Annotated in this window: 17 protein-coding genes; 9 read left to right on the top strand and 8 right to left on the bottom strand. The window is 65.0% G+C overall.

Annotated elements, in window-relative coordinates; all coding sequences use genetic code 11:
• The first annotated feature begins 4 nt into the window (after positions 1-4).
• The 6 genes from KVT39_RS30665 to KVT39_RS30640 all read left to right on the top strand — a co-directional run bounded on the left by KVT39_RS30665 (position 5) and on the right by KVT39_RS30640 (position 4,635).
• Positions 5-595: an NUDIX domain-containing protein gene (locus KVT39_RS30665; RefSeq protein WP_034184897.1), complete on the top strand. Its 591-nt coding sequence runs from the start codon at positions 5-7 to the stop codon at positions 593-595.
• A 136-nt stretch (positions 596-731) separates the two neighbouring features.
• Positions 732-1,154, top strand: coding sequence for a DUF1178 family protein (locus tag KVT39_RS30660; RefSeq protein WP_131947260.1), 423 nt, complete (start codon positions 732-734; stop codon positions 1,152-1,154).
• 152 nt (positions 1,155-1,306) lie between these two features.
• Positions 1,307-2,503, top strand: coding sequence for an acyl-CoA dehydrogenase family protein (locus KVT39_RS30655; RefSeq protein ID WP_034184899.1), 1,197 nt, complete (start codon positions 1,307-1,309; stop codon positions 2,501-2,503).
• A 25-nt stretch (positions 2,504-2,528) separates the two neighbouring features.
• Complete coding sequence (locus KVT39_RS30650; protein WP_217590887.1) at positions 2,529-3,662, top strand: acyl-CoA dehydrogenase family protein; 1,134 nt, start codon at positions 2,529-2,531, stop codon at positions 3,660-3,662.
• Positions 3,663-3,700: 38 nt separating this feature from the next.
• On the top strand, positions 3,701-4,162 hold the full coding sequence (locus tag KVT39_RS30645) for a MaoC family dehydratase (RefSeq protein WP_034184920.1): 462 nt from the start codon (positions 3,701-3,703) through the stop codon (positions 4,160-4,162).
• Positions 4,159-4,635 (top strand): MaoC family dehydratase, encoded by a 477-nt coding sequence (locus KVT39_RS30640; protein WP_131947263.1) that lies wholly within the window; start codon positions 4,159-4,161, stop codon positions 4,633-4,635. The genes KVT39_RS30645 and KVT39_RS30640 overlap by 4 nt, the downstream gene beginning before the upstream one ends.
• A 47-nt stretch (positions 4,636-4,682) precedes the next feature.
• Here the strand turns inward: KVT39_RS30640 and KVT39_RS30635 are convergent, their stop codons facing one another.
• Positions 4,683-5,375 (bottom strand): glutathione binding-like protein, encoded by a 693-nt coding sequence (locus tag KVT39_RS30635; protein ID WP_034184921.1) that lies wholly within the window; start codon positions 5,373-5,375, stop codon positions 4,683-4,685.
• A gap of 271 nt (positions 5,376-5,646) precedes the next feature.
• A complete protein-coding gene (locus KVT39_RS30630) occupies positions 5,647-6,438 on the bottom strand; it encodes an oxepin-CoA hydrolase, alternative type (RefSeq protein ID WP_217590886.1) in 792 nt (263 codons plus the stop codon).
• Positions 6,439-6,639: 201 nt separating this feature from the next.
• Between KVT39_RS30630 and KVT39_RS30625 the strand changes: the two genes are divergently transcribed.
• On the top strand, positions 6,640-7,296 hold the full coding sequence (locus tag KVT39_RS30625) for a glutathione S-transferase (protein ID WP_131947265.1): 657 nt from the start codon (positions 6,640-6,642) through the stop codon (positions 7,294-7,296).
• A 44-nt stretch (positions 7,297-7,340) separates the two neighbouring features.
• On the opposite strand, the gene KVT39_RS30620 is transcribed toward KVT39_RS30625, so the two are convergent.
• Positions 7,341-8,513, bottom strand: coding sequence for a pyridoxal phosphate-dependent aminotransferase (locus tag KVT39_RS30620; protein WP_217590885.1), 1,173 nt, complete (start codon positions 8,511-8,513; stop codon positions 7,341-7,343).
• 33 nt (positions 8,514-8,546) lie between these two features.
• Entirely contained in the window at positions 8,547-9,044 is a 498-nt protein-coding gene (locus KVT39_RS30615) for a putative toxin-antitoxin system toxin component, PIN family (protein WP_034184905.1), read from the bottom strand.
• A 57-nt stretch (positions 9,045-9,101) separates the two neighbouring features.
• Here KVT39_RS30615 and yaaA point away from each other — a divergent pair, with 57 nt between their 5' ends.
• Both yaaA and KVT39_RS30605 read left to right on the top strand, forming a co-directional pair.
• Entirely contained in the window at positions 9,102-9,884 is a 783-nt protein-coding gene (yaaA, locus tag KVT39_RS30610) for a peroxide stress protein YaaA (RefSeq protein ID WP_105393868.1), read from the top strand.
• Positions 9,885-10,021: 137 nt separating this feature from the next.
• The gene (locus tag KVT39_RS30605) at positions 10,022-11,176 is read left to right on the top strand and encodes a M14-type cytosolic carboxypeptidase (RefSeq protein WP_217590884.1); all 1,155 of its coding nucleotides are present in this window, start codon (positions 10,022-10,024) and stop codon (positions 11,174-11,176) included.
• Positions 11,177-11,258: 82 nt separating this feature from the next.
• On the opposite strand, the gene KVT39_RS30600 is transcribed toward KVT39_RS30605, so the two are convergent.
• From KVT39_RS30600 to KVT39_RS30585, 4 genes are all read right to left on the bottom strand, one after another.
• Positions 11,259-11,912 (bottom strand): BspC domain-containing protein, encoded by a 654-nt coding sequence (locus KVT39_RS30600; protein ID WP_105393866.1) that lies wholly within the window; start codon positions 11,910-11,912, stop codon positions 11,259-11,261.
• A gap of 139 nt (positions 11,913-12,051) precedes the next feature.
• Positions 12,052-12,726 (bottom strand): energy-coupling factor ABC transporter permease, encoded by a 675-nt coding sequence (locus KVT39_RS30595; protein ID WP_217590883.1) that lies wholly within the window; start codon positions 12,724-12,726, stop codon positions 12,052-12,054.
• Between the two features lie 74 nt (positions 12,727-12,800).
• Entirely contained in the window at positions 12,801-13,637 is an 837-nt protein-coding gene (locus KVT39_RS30590) for a response regulator transcription factor (protein ID WP_034184910.1), read from the bottom strand.
• A 212-nt stretch (positions 13,638-13,849) separates the two neighbouring features.
• On the bottom strand, positions 13,850-15,067 hold the full coding sequence (locus KVT39_RS30585) for a DUF2863 family protein (protein WP_072440672.1): 1,218 nt from the start codon (positions 15,065-15,067) through the stop codon (positions 13,850-13,852).
• Positions 15,068-15,270: the final 203 nt, after the last annotated feature.

Here is a 15,270-nt window from a genome sequence, read left to right as displayed (position 1 = left end):
GCCGATGGCCGAACTACCCAATCACGACGCCGCACTGACCGAAACCTGCCTCGAAAGCGAGGCGATCTTCGACGGCTCGTTCCTCAAGCTCAAGCGCGATACCGTCCGTTTGCCGGACGGCAAGAAGGCCACGCGCGAATACGTCCAGCACCCGGGCGCGGTGATGGTGATCCCGCTGTTCGACGACGGCCGCGTGCTGATGGAAAGCCAGTATCGCTACCCGATCGGCAAGGTGATGGCCGAATTCCCGGCCGGCAAGCTCGATCCGGACGAAGGCGCGCTTGCGTGCGCGGTGCGCGAACTGCGCGAGGAAACGGGGTATACGGCGCGCGAATACGTGTTCCTGGCCCGCATTCACCCGATCATTTCCTATTCGACCGAATTCATCGACCTGTATCTCGCGCGCGGGCTGACGGCCGGCGAGCGCAAGCTCGACGAAGGCGAATTCCTCGAAACCTTCACCGCCACGCAATCCGACCTGCAGGAATGGGTGCGCACCGGGCAGATCACCGACGTGAAGACGATCATCGGCACGATGTGGCTCGACAAGGTGCTGTCCGGCACCTGGCCGCTCGGGCCGGTCCTGACGCCCTGAGCGCGGCGTCAGCGGCGTGTGGGGCGCCGCGTTACAATCCGATGACACGGCGCTTTCGCGTCGCGCGATCGTGGTTTAGCACGATCGTTCACAAAACCGCTATTTGCGCTACACTCGTCACACGCCCTGATTCAGCATGAAGGTCCTCGATTTACAGTGCCCGCACGGTCATCGGTTCGAAGGCTGGTTCGCTTCCGCCGATGAATTCGAAGCGCAGTTGTCCCGCAAGCTGGTCGAATGTCCGGTGTGCGGGACGACCGAGGTCAATCGTCTGCCGTCGGCGCCGCGCCTGAATCTGTCAGGCGCGACGCAGGCCCAGCCGGCTGATCCGCGTGCGCTGCAGGCGCAGGTGCTGCGCGCGCTGCGCGAGGTGCTGGAGAAGACCGAGAACGTGGGCGAGCGCTTCGCCGAGGAAGCGCGGCGCATCCATTACAACGAGGCGCCGGCACGCAGCATCCGTGGCGTCACGACACCGGAAGATGCGCAATCCTTGGTCGAAGAAGGCATCGACGTGATGCCGCTGCCGATTCCTGCCGCGCTGAAAGAACCGCTGCAATGACGTACGCAGTGGGTCCTTGCCGGGCCGGACGGCCGCGGCGAGCCTTGCATGGGACCTGAGCAGGTGCTGAAGCGCTAGCTCCGGTCGACCGCGAAGCATGGGACCAGAGTAAGTGCTAAAGCACTAACTCTGGTCGACAGGAGACACTGCGCATGGATCTGGATTATTCCCCCGCCGACGACGCGTTCCGCGTCGACGTCCGCGCCTGGCTCGAGGCCAACCTGCCTCACGCACTGCGCGCCAAAGTACTCGATCACAAACGACTCGACCGCGAGGATTTCGCGAGCTGGCACCGGATTCTCGGCCAGCGCGGCTGGTCCGCGCCTGCGTGGCCGGCCGAATACGGCGGCCCGGGCTGGAACGCGACGCAGCGACATATCTGGGATGAGGAGTGCGCGCGGATCGGCGCGCCGACCGTGCTGCCGTTCGGCGTGTCGATGGTCGCGCCGGTGCTGATGAAATACGGCAGCGAAGCGCAGAAACGCCACTATCTGCCGCGCATTCTCGACGGCTCCGACTGGTGGTGCCAGGGCTATTCGGAGCCGGGTTCCGGGTCCGACCTCGCGTCGTTGCGCACGCGTGCCGAGCGCCAGGGCGACCACTACGTCGTCAACGGCCAGAAGACCTGGACGACGCTCGGCCAGTACGCGGACATGATGTTCTGCCTCGTGCGCACCGATCCGGCCGCGAAGAAGCAGGAGGGCATCTCGTTCCTGCTGATCGACATGAAGACGCCCGGCATCACGGTGCGGCCGATCATCACGCTCGACGAAGACCACGAGGTCAACGAGGTGTTCTTCGAGGACGTGAAGGTGCCGGTCGAGAATCTCGTCGGCGACGAGAACCGCGGCTGGACCTACGCGAAATACCTGCTTGGCCATGAGCGCACCGGCATCGCGCGTGTCGGCGCGTCGAAGCGCGAACTCGCGTTCCTGAAGCGCGTGGCGTCGAACCAGCGCAAGAACGGCAAGCCGTTGCTCGCCGACCCCGTGTTCGCCGCGAAGGTCGCGGCGCTCGAAGTCGAGCTGATGGCGCTCGAGGTGACGGTGCTGCGCGTCGTCAGCCGCGAGACGAGCGGCAAGGGGCCGGGCCCCGAGGCGTCGATGCTGAAGATCAAGGGTACCGAAGTGCAGCAGGCGCTCACCGAGCTGATGTTCGACGCGATCGGCCCGCTCGCCGCACCGTTCGACGTACCGTTCCTCAATGGCGAACGCGAGCACAGCATCGCGGGCGACGACGATGCGGCGCCGCTCGCCGCGTACTACTTCAATTATCGGAAGACGTCGATCTACGGCGGTTCGAACGAGATCCAGAAGAACATCATCGCGCAGATGATTCTGGGCCTGTGAACAGGGTACGGAAGCGGAGACAACCATGGATTTCAGCTTTACCGATGAGCAGCAGCAGTTCGCCGACGCGCTGCGCCGTTATCTCGGCGAGCAATACGGTTTCGATGCGCGCCAGGCGATCGTGCGCAGCGACACGGGCGTGTCGGATACGCAATGGAGCGCGTTCGCCGAGCTGGGGCTGACCGCGCTGCCCGTGCCGGATGCGCAGGGCGGGTTCGGCGGCAGCCCGGTCGACATGCTGGTTGCGATGCAGGAGCTCGGCCGCGCGCTCGTGATCGAGCCGTACTGGGCAACGGCGGTCGGCGTCGAGGCATTGCGCATCGCCGGGTCCGGCGCAGGCGACGATGCCGCATTACTGGGGGCAGTCGCGCAGGGGCAGAAGCGCTTGGCGGTCGCATTCCACGAACCGCATGCGCGTTATGACCTGTTCGAGCTCGATACGCACGCACGCGAGCAGGGCGGCACGCATCGGCTGACCGGCACCAAGTCGGTCGTTCAGCATGGCGCACAGGCGCACGCGTGGATCGTGCCTGCGCGTGTCGACGACGGCGGCATCGGCCTCTTTGTCGTCGAACGCGATGCGGCGAACGCGAAGGTGGTCGACTACCGGACCATCGACGGCCAGCGTGCGGCAACGATCGAGTTCAACGAAACGCCGGCCCGACTGCTGACAGGCGGCGCGCGCGACGCTGCGGCGCTCGAGCAGATTGCCGATTACGCGACGTTCCTGCTGTGCGCGGAAGCGGTCGGCGCGCTCGACGAACTGAATCGCGCGACGGTCGAATACACGAAAACGCGCGAGCAGTTCGGCGTGCCGATTGCGCGTTTCCAGGCACTGCAGCACCGGATGGTCGACATGCTGATCCATGCCGAGCAGGCGCGTTCGCTGACCTACCTGGCCGCGGTGCGCTATGCGGGCGGCGACGCCGATGCGCGACGCAAGGCCGTGTCGGCCGCGAAGGCGCGCGTCGGCGCGGCCGCGCGCTTCGTCGGTCAGCAGGCCGTCCAGTTGCACGGCGGCATGGGCGTGACCAACGAGGTTGCCGCCGCGCACCTGTTCAAGCGGCTGTCGATCATCGAGACGACGCTCGGCGACACCGATCATCATCTTGCCCGCATTGCGGCGCTGCCCGATTTCGCGCAGGCCGACGCGGCATGACGGCGACGCGCGAGCGCGTCAGACAAGGGGACACACAAGTGGGTATCAGTTACGAAGATCTGGTGGTCGGCAGCACCATCGAAGTGGGCAGCTACACGTTCGAGCCCGACGACATCAAGGCGTTCGCGCAGCGCTACGACCCGCAGCCGTTCCACCTCGACGAGGAGGCCGCGAAGGCGTCGCCGTTCGGCGGACTGGTCGCGAGCGGCTGGCACACGTGCTCGGTGTTCATGAGCCTGCTCATCAAGAAGCTCGGGCCGGACTCGACCAGCATGGGCTCGCCCGGCATCGACTCGATCCGCTGGCTCAAGCCGGTGCGCGCCGGCGACACGATCACGATGCACCAGAAGATCCACGACAAGCGCGTCTCGGAGAGCAAGCCCGATCGCGGCATCGTGTCGACGGAGTGGATCGGCATCAACGGTAGCGGCGAGACGGTGATCACCGTGCATTCCAAGGTGATTTTCGGGCTGCGCGATCCGCGAGGCACGAACGCATGACCGACGTGACATTGCCGTTGATCGCGTCGGCGCAGGCGTTGCAGGCACGTATCGGCGAGGAGCCGCTCGCGAGCGGCTGGATCGCGATCGACCAGCATCGCGTCGACGGCTTCGCCGACGCGACAGGTGATCATCAATGGATTCACGTCGATCCCGAACGCGCGCGGCGCGAGTCGCCGTTCGGCGGGCCGATCGCGCACGGGTTCCTGACGCTGTCGCTGATTCCCGCGTTGATGACCGATGCGATGCGCTTCGAGCAGAAGATGGGCGTGAACTACGGACTGAACCGCGTGCGGTTCCTGAAGCCGGTGCCGGTCGGTGTGCGCGTGCGCGCGTTGTTCGCGGTGAAGGAAACCGCCGAGGTCGCGCGGGGCGGCGTGCAGGTGACATGGTCGGTGTCGATCCAGGCCGAGCGTCCCGACGCGCCGTTGCTTGTTTGCGCGGCGGAATTCATCACGCTGCATTACTTCTGACGCGCGGGGCGGCATGCACGGATGCCGCTCCGCCCGTCACGCACGGGTCAGTGCTTCGCGTATTGCATCGCGCCGAACAGCACCTCGCGTGCCTTGTCGTCCTGCAGCGCCTTGCGCATCGACGCGAGTACTTCGACGCCGCGCTGCACGGCCGGTCGCGCGGCGATTGCATCGTGCCAGCGCTTCACGTTCGGCAACTCGTCGAGCACGATGCCCTGGTTCTGCCACGAGCGCGTCCACGGGAACGTCGCAATGTCCGCGATCGTGTACGCGTCGCCCGCGAGATATTCGGATTCGCCGAGGCGCTTTTCCATCACGTTGTACAGGCGCTTCGCTTCGTTCGTATAGCGGTTGACCGCGTATTCGATCTTTTCCGGCGCGTACAGGCGGAAATGGTGCGCCTGCCCGAGCATCGGGCCGATACCGCCCATCTGGAACATCAGCCACTCGAGCGTCGCATAGCGCGCGGCCGGATCGGTCGGCAGGAACTTGCCGGTCTTCTCCGCGAGGTAGATCAGGATCGCACCCGATTCGAACAGAGAGATCGGCTTGCCGCCGGGGCCGTCAGGATCGACGATCGCCGGAATCTTGTTGTTCGGGCTGATCTTCAGGAACTCGGGCTTGAACTGGTCGCCTGCGCCGATATCGACCGGAAGTGCACGGTAGGCGAGGCCCGTTTCCTCGAGCATGATATGTACCTTGTGGCCGTTCGGGGTCGCCCAGCTGTAGACGTCGATCATCGTCAACTCCTTGGTTGCATGCGCGAAAACGGCGCCGGCAGCGCGCCGCGACAGGCGGTCATTAGAGCATGGTTCGACACGGGCCGCTGGCGACGGGAACATGCCCGCCGATGCGTACGCGCAGGCAAACGGGAGATGATCGCCGACGTGCCGACAGTTCCCGGTCGAGCACGGCGGGCGCGCACGGTTCGTGCGGATGGAAGATCCGGTTGTCGAGCCGGTAGTCGCCGTGCACGATCTTCGTCGGACGGCCGTCGTCGGCCGACGCGGATCAGCGCTTGTAGCGCGGCTGGCGTTTCTCGAGAAAGGCGGTGATGCCTTCGAGCCCGTCCGCGTGATGCAGCGAGGCGACGAAATGATCGCGCTCGGTACCGAGATGCGGTTCTAGCGGCTGAGTCGTCGCAACGTCGAGCAGCGACTTGATGCGCGTGAGTGCGTTCGGCGAGATGCCGGCGAGTGCGTCGGCCCATGTCAGCGCGTCGTCCAACGCTGCGCCGGGCACGGCGAGCCGGTTGACCACACCGAGCGCATGCAGGCGTTCGGCCGCGACCGGCTTGCCTTCGAACAGGATCTCGGCCGCGATCGCACGCGGCAGCGCACGCGCGAGGAACCACGAGCCGCCGCCGTCGGGCGTCAGGCCCACGCGCGCGTACGACATCACGAACTTCGCGTCGTGCGCGGCGACGATCAGATCGCACGCAAGCGCGAGCGAGAAGCCCGCGCCGGCCGCGGCGCCTTCGACCGCCGCGATCACCGGCTTCGTCGATTCGCGAATCGCCGTCACCCATGCGCCGAGCTGATCGATGCTGTCGGCCTGGCAGGACGGATCCTTCGAGCGGTTGTCGAGCAGCCGGTTCAGGTTGCCGCCTGCGCAGAAGAAGCGGTCGGCACCCGTCAGTACGACCGCGCGAATCCCGGGATCGCGTTCGGCAGTGGCGAGCGCTTCGACGCCGGCCGCGTACATGTCGGGATGCAGCGCGTTGCGCGCGCCGGGATTGGACAGCGTGAGGACGAGCGTCGAATCGCTCTCGGGCGGCCGCGAGGCCAGCAGTTCAGCACTCATGCGAGCGTGTCTCCATCGGATGGCGAGGCTGCGGCGCTGCGCGCGTCGCGCGGACCGGCAGCGCTGCTGCCGCAGCGGATGTAATGTTGTCGTGACGGACGTGAAACTGTTTTAGACTAGCACGAACGTGCTTTTCAGCGCGATGAATCCCGGTGCGGCCGGCATCGTTGCGGCCGCGCTCTCGCAAGGAAGGAGACTCCGATGCTACAGCTGTGCGGTATTCCGTTGTCCAACTATTACAACAAGGTGAAGTTCGTCCTGCTCGAGCACGACATTCCGTTCGAGGAGTCGGTGTGCAGTTTGCCGATCTGCGATCCGGCCCAGCTCGCCGATTCGCCGCTCGGCAAGATCCCGTTCCTGAAGACCGAAGAGGGCGCGCTGTTCGAGTCGCAGGTGATCATCGAGTACCTGGCGGCGCGCTATCCCGAGAAAGCCATTTTTCCTGCGGGGCCGTTCGCGGCGGCGAAGGTGCGCGAGCTGGTCGAGACACTCGAGCTGTATCTCGAATGGATGGCACGCGAGGTCTATACGGAAGCGTTTTTCGGCGGCAAGGTCAGCGACGGGATGAAGGCGCACGTCGAGAAGCGCCTGCCGCGCGCGATCGATGCGTTCAAGCAGATGACGCAGTTTTCGCCGTACGTGCTCGGCGAGTCGTTCAGCCTCGCGGACATCGCCGCATCGATCCATCTGCCGGTCATCGGGATGGCGACGAAGGCCGTGTTCGGACGCGACTTCCTGCTCGATGCAGGCATCGACTGGAAGGCTCATGCGAAGAAGGTCGGTGAGCGTGCCGCCGCGCAGCGCGTGGCAGCCGATCGCAAGGCGTATGTCGACGCGACGAGCGGTGCGCGTTCGTAAGCGCGATTTCCCGGCAGGGCGGCGCGCGGCCGCCCGCGCGGGACTTACAGTCGGGCGAGCCGTTCGAGTGCGGATGCGAGCGTGCTTTCCTGCTTCGCGAAACAGAAACGCACGACACCCGATTCGTGCGGCTCGTGATAGAACGCCGACACCGGAATGGCGGCCACGCCGATCTCCGACGTGAGCCACTTCGAGAATTCCGCTTCGGGCAGGTCGCTGATCGCCGAGTAATCGACGCACTGGAAGTACGTGCCCGTGCATGGCAGCAGCTTGAAGCGCGTGCGCTCGAGGCCTGCGCGGAAGAAGTCGCGTTTCTTCTGGTAGAAGCCGGCGAGTGTCAGGTACGGTGCCGGGTCGCGCAGGTAATCGGCGAGCCCGATCTGCATCGGCGTATTCACCGTGAATACGTTGAACTGGTGGACCTTGCGGAATTCCGCGGTCAGCGCGGCAGGCGCCGCGACATAGCCGACCTTCCAGCCCGTCACGTGATAGGTCTTGCCGAAGCTCGACACGATGAAGCTGCGTGCGGCGAGTTCCGGATAGCGCGCGACGCTCTCGTGGCGCGCGCCGTCGTAGACCATGTGCTCGTAGACCTCGTCCGACAGGATCAGCACGTTGGTGCCGCGCACGATCTCCTCGAGCTTGCGCATGTCCGCCTCGCGCCACACGGTGCCCGTCGGGTTATGCGGCGTGTTGATCAGGATCATGCGCGTTTTCGGCGTGATCGCGGCCGCGAGACGGTCGAACGGGATCGCGTAGTCGGGCGCTTCCAGCGTGACGAATACCGGCTTGCCTCCTGCGAGTTCGATCGACGGCAGATAGCTGTCATAGGTCGGTTCGACGACGATCACTTCGTCGCCCGGATGCACCGCGCACAGGATTGCCGTCAGCAGCGCTTGCGTCGCGCCTGCCGTCACCGTGATCTCGGCGGCCGGATCGTAGCGCCGGCCGTAGACGTGCGCGATCTTGTCGGCGATCGCGTCGCGCAGCGGTGCGACACCGGCCATCGGCGGATACTGGTTGTGCCCGTTGCGCATCGCGGCCGCGACCGCATCGACGATGCGCGGATCGCAATCGAAATCCGGGAAGCCCTGGCCGAGGTTCACGGCGCCTTTTTCGGCGGCAAGCGCGCTCATGACCGTGAAGATCGTCGTGCCGACATTCGGCAGGCGCGAGGGGAAAACGGGAGTCGTTGGCATGTCTGAAGGAGCGTTCATCGATACGGTCGAAATCGGGTGCCGCCGCGTGCGTCAGGCCGGCGTGGCAGGAGTGGTCGATGCGGCGTCGAGCGCGCAGGCTTCGGCAAACGGCGCGGGTTGCGCGATCCGGAAACCGAAGTCGCGTGCGGTGCGCTTCGCGAGCTTCAGCAGCGCACGGTCTTTCGACACGAGCCACTCGGCCTGCGCGGCTCGGGCGAGTTCGAGAAACTTCTGGTCGTCGCGGTCCTTGCACTTCGGCAGCGGCGGCGCGTCGGCTTCGACGGGCGGCGGCTCGACGAGGCTCGCGAGGCGGGCGACGGTCGCGAGCGCGGCGGCCTTGTCGATCGCACGCGCCTGGAACTGCGGATAATCGAGCACGTACTCGAGTTCGGTCAGGCAGCGGCCGTCGATCACGGCGGCAAGCGCGCCGCGTTCGAGCGCGGCCCGGATCGGGCGCGTAGCGGGGTCGTCGAATACGAGGATGTCGATCCAGACGTTCGAGTCGAGCACGACGCGGTGCGCGACGTGCGGGGCGAGGGAGCTGGTCATTCGTTACAATCGGTGGTTTTCGTCTGACCGCAAGGCACGGCGTGCCAGCGAGCCTCTATGATAATCGTTCTCTCTCCCGCCAAATCCCTCGACTACGATACGCCCGCGCACGTCCAGTCTTACACGAAGCCTGCATTCGTCGACGACGCGTCCGAGCTGATCGACGGCCTGCGCAAGCTTTCGCCGCAGGACATCGCGACGCTGATGGATATCTCCGATCCGCTCGCACGCCTGAACTTCCAGCGCTACGCGGACTGGTCGCCGACTTTTACGCCGGCCAATGCGAAGCAGGCCGTGCTGGCGTTCAACGGCGACGTCTACGAAGGATTCGATGCGAAATCGCTGTCGTCCGCCGATCTCGACTATGCGCAGCAGCACGTGCGCGTGCTGTCGGGCCTGTACGGGCTGCTGCGCCCGCTCGACCTGCTGCAGCCGTACCGGCTCGAGATGGGTACGCGCTTCGCGAACGCGCGCGGCAAGGATCTGTACGCGTTCTGGGGCGACCGCATCACGCGGGCGCTGAACGAGCAGCTCGAGACGCGCAGCGGCTCGGCGCGCGTGCTGGTCAACTGCGCGTCGACCGAATACTTCAAGTCGGTCAAGCCGAAACTGCTGGCCGCGCCTGTCATCACGCCGGTGTTCGAGGACTGGAAGGGCGGCCGCTACAAGATCATCAGCTTCCATGCGAAGCGCGCGCGCGGCCTGATGGCGCGTTTTATCGTCGAGAACCGTATTACCGAGCCGAAGGCGCTGAAGGCGTTTGCGACGGAAGGCTATGCGTTCGACGCGGCCGCGTCGAACGATTCGACTTACGTATATCGCCGGCGAGTCGGCGAGTGACCATGCCGGCCGTTCATGAGATGGCCGGCGCATGCATGAGGCCGGGCAAGCGGTATACCGCCCGTTCCGGTCGACAGCTTTGCATGGGACCTGAGTAAATGCTGAAGCACTAACTCAGGTCGACACTGGAGAAACAGATGACCCTTTCGATCACCAGCAATTTCGACGCAGGCGCAATCGGCGTCGTGTCGTGCGACAGCCCCGCGGCGATTCGGCTGCGCGTGCGCGGCGACAGCCGCTCGGAATTCGCGCAATGGTTTTACTACCGCTTGACGGGCGCGCGCGGCGAGCGGTGCGTGATGACGTTCGAGAATGCCGCCGAATGCGCGTATCCGTCTGGCTGGCGCAACTACAGCGCGGTGGCGAGCTACGACCGGGTCGACTGGTTCCGCGTGCCGACGACGTTCGACGGCAAGACGATGACTATCGACCATACGCCGGAGTTCGACAGCATCTACTACGCGTATTTCGAACCGTACTCGGAAGAGCGTCACGCGGCATTTCTCGGTGCCGTCCAGCAGTTGCCGCAGGCAAGCGTCGTCGAACTCGGCCGCACGGTCGAAGGCCGCCCGATGTCGCTGCTGACGCTCGGCACGCCGGAAACCGACGGCGCGCCGAAGAAGAAAGTGTGGATCATCGCGCGTCAGCATCCGGGCGAGACGATGGCCGAGTGGTTCGTCGAAGGCCTCGTCAAGCGGCTGGCCGGATGGGGCGACTGGGCCGGCGATCCGGTCGCGCGCAAGCTCTACGATCGCGCGACGTTCTACATCGTCCCGAACATGAATCCGGACGGCAGCGTGCATGGCAACCTGCGCACCAATGCGGCAGGTGCGAACCTGAACCGCGAATGGATGATGCCCGATGCCGAGCGCAGCCCCGAGGTGCTGGCCGTGCGCGACGCGATCCACGCGATCGGCTGCGACATGTTCTTCGACATTCACGGCGACGAGGATCTGCCGTACGTGTTCGTTGCCGGTTCGGAGATGCTGCCGAGCTTTACCGAGCAGCAGGGCAAGGAGCAGACCGCGTTCATCGACGCGTTCAAGGTCGCGAGCCCCGACTTCCAGACCGAGCATGGTTATGCGGCGAGCAAGTACAAGGAGGACGCGCTCAAGCTCGCGTCGAAGTACATCGGCCACCAGTTCGGCTGCCTGTCGCTGACGCTCGAGATGCCGTTCAAGGACAACGCGAACCTGCCCGACGAGCGTGTCGGCTGGAACGGTGAGCGCAGCGCGGCGCTTGGCGCAGCGATGCTGGCCGCGATCCTGATGCACGTCGATACGTTCGCGTAGGCGTATCGTCGTCGCATGAAAAAAGCCGGGGCATCTCAGGATGCCCCGGCTTTTTTGCTTCTGTCGTTGCCGCTCCGTCGTATCAGGACTTCTTCGCGGTTTTCTTCTTCACGGCATTCTTCTGGCCGCCTGATTTCTTCGTTGCAACGGCCTTCTTGCCGGTGCGGCCCGATGCCTTCGCTTTTGCCTTGCCCCGGTGCGATTTGCCCTTGAACTTCTTCGTCGAAGACGTGGAGCGCTCGACGCGCGGCTTCAGCGGCGGAACGGGGTCGTTCCAGCTGAACGCGAGCATTTGCTGGCCGACATAACCGCAACGGAATTTCAGCGGCGTCGGGTCGCTGCCGTCGCTGTGGGCGCCGAGTCCGTCGACCGTGACGATGTTGTCGACCTTCACGCGCTGCTTGCCCTGGTCGAACGAGTCGTTCCACGGCGTGATCGTCGCGTTGCCGCTGTCGAATGCGTTCGGCGCGAAGTCGACGCGGTCGAAGGCCGACGACGTGCTGGCGATGAAGCTGCCGTGCGCCGCACAATCGGCCGCGAGCGGATCGGCATGCATTTCGTTGACGAATTTGTTGATCAGTTCGGAGCGCTGATCGAGCAGGTCGGCGAATACCGGTGTCGGAAGCGCAAGCGACAGGCCCGCGACACAGGCTGCCAGCTTGCCGAGCGCCCGGAGAATCCGGAGCGAGGCAGGTGAGCTGTCCATCTGGTTATTGGTGAGGAGCGAAGGAGACATCGGGCACGTATAGATGCCCGATTGAGAACAGGAGTTCAATCTTAGCGTAAAAAAGTTGTGCGGCAGTAGATGGCGTATTCTCCCGCGCTGCGGAAAATGTCGCCGGCACGTGCTGACGGTGCCTCGATCCGAAGGAGTTTCAGGCGCGCGGGCCGCCGAGGCGATAGCGCCGGACGTCGAAGGTCGTGACCCACGCAGGGCGATAGACGGCGATGAGCGCAGTCGCCATGCCGGTGAACCACGCTTCGCCGAGCGCGAGCAGCGCGGTGTTCAACAGATAGCCGGCAGGAATCACGACAGGCACGCCATCCGCGAGGGCGAGCTGGACGCCGGCTGCTGCTGCTGCGACCGCGATGATCGCGATGGCCGGCGACAGGAATCCCTGGCCGATGATGAACGACGCGAGGTTATGCGGCAGCCATGCGAGCGCGGCGCGCTGCAGCAACGCCGACACGGCGACAGGCAGCGCGCCGTAGATCAGATAGGTCAGGCCAATGCCCTGCCACGGCGCGTCGAAGATGATCGCGGCCACCGCCGTGACGGCGCCCATCGCAATCAGCGCGAGCGTCCAGTCGAACAGTGTGACGAGCAGCGTTGCGCCCAGCAGATGCATGACGATGCCATCATCGAGCCACGCATTCGAGGCCCAGAGGACCGCGATTGCGGTGACGAGCGCGAGCCACACGTGCTGGAGCGTGGTGTCCTGGAGGCGCACGAAGGGGCGATTCCAGATCGCGAGCGTGAGCAGGGCCACGGCGGCGATCCAGCCACCGATGCCAACCCAGAGCGGAAGCGGTGTGAAAAGAAAACCCATGCGTTCATATTACTCGTTGAGCATCAAAGGTGGGAATCCGCACATGTCGACCGTCGCAATATCGAGACTGTCTGCTAGCGCTCGCGCCGGAACCGTGCCCGCGGCTCGGCCGCGAGCGGCAGATCCTGCGTGCCGGCATGCGCGGCTGGCAACGGGTACCGATGATCGTTCCGTGGCGTGCGTAGTGGAACGGTGCCGCGCTCGCCGATGGCCGGTTTGCGCGTGCGGTTGCGATTCGCCAGCAGCACTTCGAGGTGCGGCGACAGCCAGCCGTTGTAGATCGCGACCGCGGCGGCGCGGTTGACGGCACCAAGCTGCTGGAAAATGCTGGCAAGGTGGATTTTCACGGTGCCTTCGCTGATGCCGAGCGTGCGGGCGATCATCTTGTTCGTGCTGCCCATGTGGACGAAGCGCATGATCTGCGCTTGCCTCGGCGACAACAGGCCGCTCGGCGGGCGGCGGGGCAGCGATCCGGCGAGTGACTGGAAATGGGCCTCGTGGCGCGCTGCGGCTGTGGAGGGCAGCAGGCGGAGCGCGATCGGCGGGATGTAGTGTCCGCCCAGCAGCACCATCTCGAGCGCACGCACGATCAGGTACGGCCGCGTGGAATGCGGGATCACGCCTGCGACGCCATAGTTGAAGAAGCGCTGGATGGCCTCCGGCGAGGCTTCGTCGATCATTACGGCCGCGGGCGTCGGCGAGCAGGCGCTGCAAAGTGCCTGCAGCTCGCTTAGCCGGCCGACGTCCAGCCAGTCGATCACGACGAGGTCGAAACGCTGGGTGCGCAGCAGCCGGCGCGCCTGGAAGCTGTCGGGTGCATCGTTGATGCTGGCGTGGCGGTCGATCTGTCGCAACAGGGCCTTCAGTCCGTCACGCCGTTCGGCGTCTGAGTAAAGCACCAGGAACCGCATATTCAACCTCCGTAAGGGTGGGTCATTGATCTGCTGTCGGGCATGCGTTGGCCCCGATAATGACAAAGACCTTACACGATGTCTGCTTGGCTGAAAGGCTTAGGAAAAGTCTGAAATTTTGAGCGACGGAATATAGGACAAGAAAAAAGCCGCTCCGGCGGGAACCGGGAGCGGCTTCGGGAGGGCAGGCCGTTCGGGCCTGCTGCGAGAGGTTAGTGGAAGTGCGGCTGGGCGGGCGAGGCGTCTTCCGGCATTTCCGCGTGGACGATTTCGCCGAGCGGATCTGCGTAAAGCGGCACGCCGCAGTCGTCGCAGTATTCGGGTTCGAAGCGGCCCGCGTGCCGTCGGACGTCGGTTACACCGCATTCCTTCAACAGGCTGACGATTTCCTCGAGCGGCCCTTCGATCGGCGCCTCGCCTTCGAGCGTCGCGCTGTCGATCGACACGTCGCCGTTTTCACGGCCGTAGAGCGGCCACACGACGCCGTAGATTACGTCGTTGCTCGCACGCCGAGTGAAGCCGACACGATACTCGTCGATACGGCGTTCGCCGAAGCCGGCGACCACCGCGCGCAGCTCCTGCGGTGCCGTACCAAGTGTGTCGAAAAGATAACGAATGGCGGTTCGCACCGTGTGTGGACGAATGCGTTCGTCCGCATCGCGGCAGGCCGAGTAGTACGCGTCCGGAAGCAGGCACTCGAACTCGCATCCAGGCAGCGCGATCGACAGATTCGGGCCGCCCTGGGCCGTCCATTGTTCGAGGCACTGACCGCGCTCGATTCGGCTACCGCCTTCTTCTTCCTGCCAGCGGAACAGCGGCGCGCCGGCGGGCGCAGCGACGACGGCGAGCAGGAAGCGCGGGTCGGCCAGGATTGGCGAGGTTTCGGGCAGGTCACCGAAGCTGAGCTTGGGCGTGTGCTGGCCGATCGCCGCATGCGCGAGCTGCTGGGCAAGACGGTAGGTCTCGACGTGATGCCGCGGTAACTGGTCGATGCTGTAGAGGAACGGGGCAAGCCCGACGAGCGTGCCGTTCGCAAGGACATGAGCCTGCAGGTGCGTTCGCAGCGCGTCGGCCACGTCGCCCTTGAGCGGGCCCGACGGAATCATGTAGCGCGTCCATGCGAGAACCGGGACGGCGACCAGCAGCGCATCGTACGGCTGGCCGTCGTGCTCGATCACCATCGACTCGCTGTGGGTCTCGGCCATGTCGGCGAGTGCGCCGTAGGCGTCGGGGTGATTCTGCTGCAGATGGTCGAGGGCTGCGTCGAGCGTAGTCTGGTTGCCGTTGCGGACTATCTTGGCGAGCAGCGCGTCGAGCTTCGCTTCCCAGAAGCGATCCTCGATGCGGCTGCCCGAGGCGAAGAGCGCAAGCGACAGACCGACCAGTTTGTCGGCATCGGGGGGGAGGCGTTTGGCGATTCGCTGGCGCATATTAAAGACGTATATAGAAAGGGGCGAAGAACCTCACATTCTAGTCCGTTCTTTGCACCATAAGCGGTCTTGTGCCCTGGCATGGCCGGACGGCCGAATTGCGGCTTTTGTAAAAAAGTTGCATCGAACCCCTTGCGCGATCGACGCGGGGTGCATAGAATCACGCCTCTTTCGCGCTAACGGAAACGCGGCGCGGGAGAGGG

The sequence above is a fragment of the Burkholderia sp. GbtcB21 genome, from assembly GCF_019091065.1.
Lineage (GTDB): Bacteria > Pseudomonadota > Gammaproteobacteria > Burkholderiales > Burkholderiaceae > Burkholderia > Burkholderia pyrrocinia_C.
Note: the sequence above shows the minus strand (reverse complement) of the source record. Positions and strands in the feature narration are given on the sequence as shown.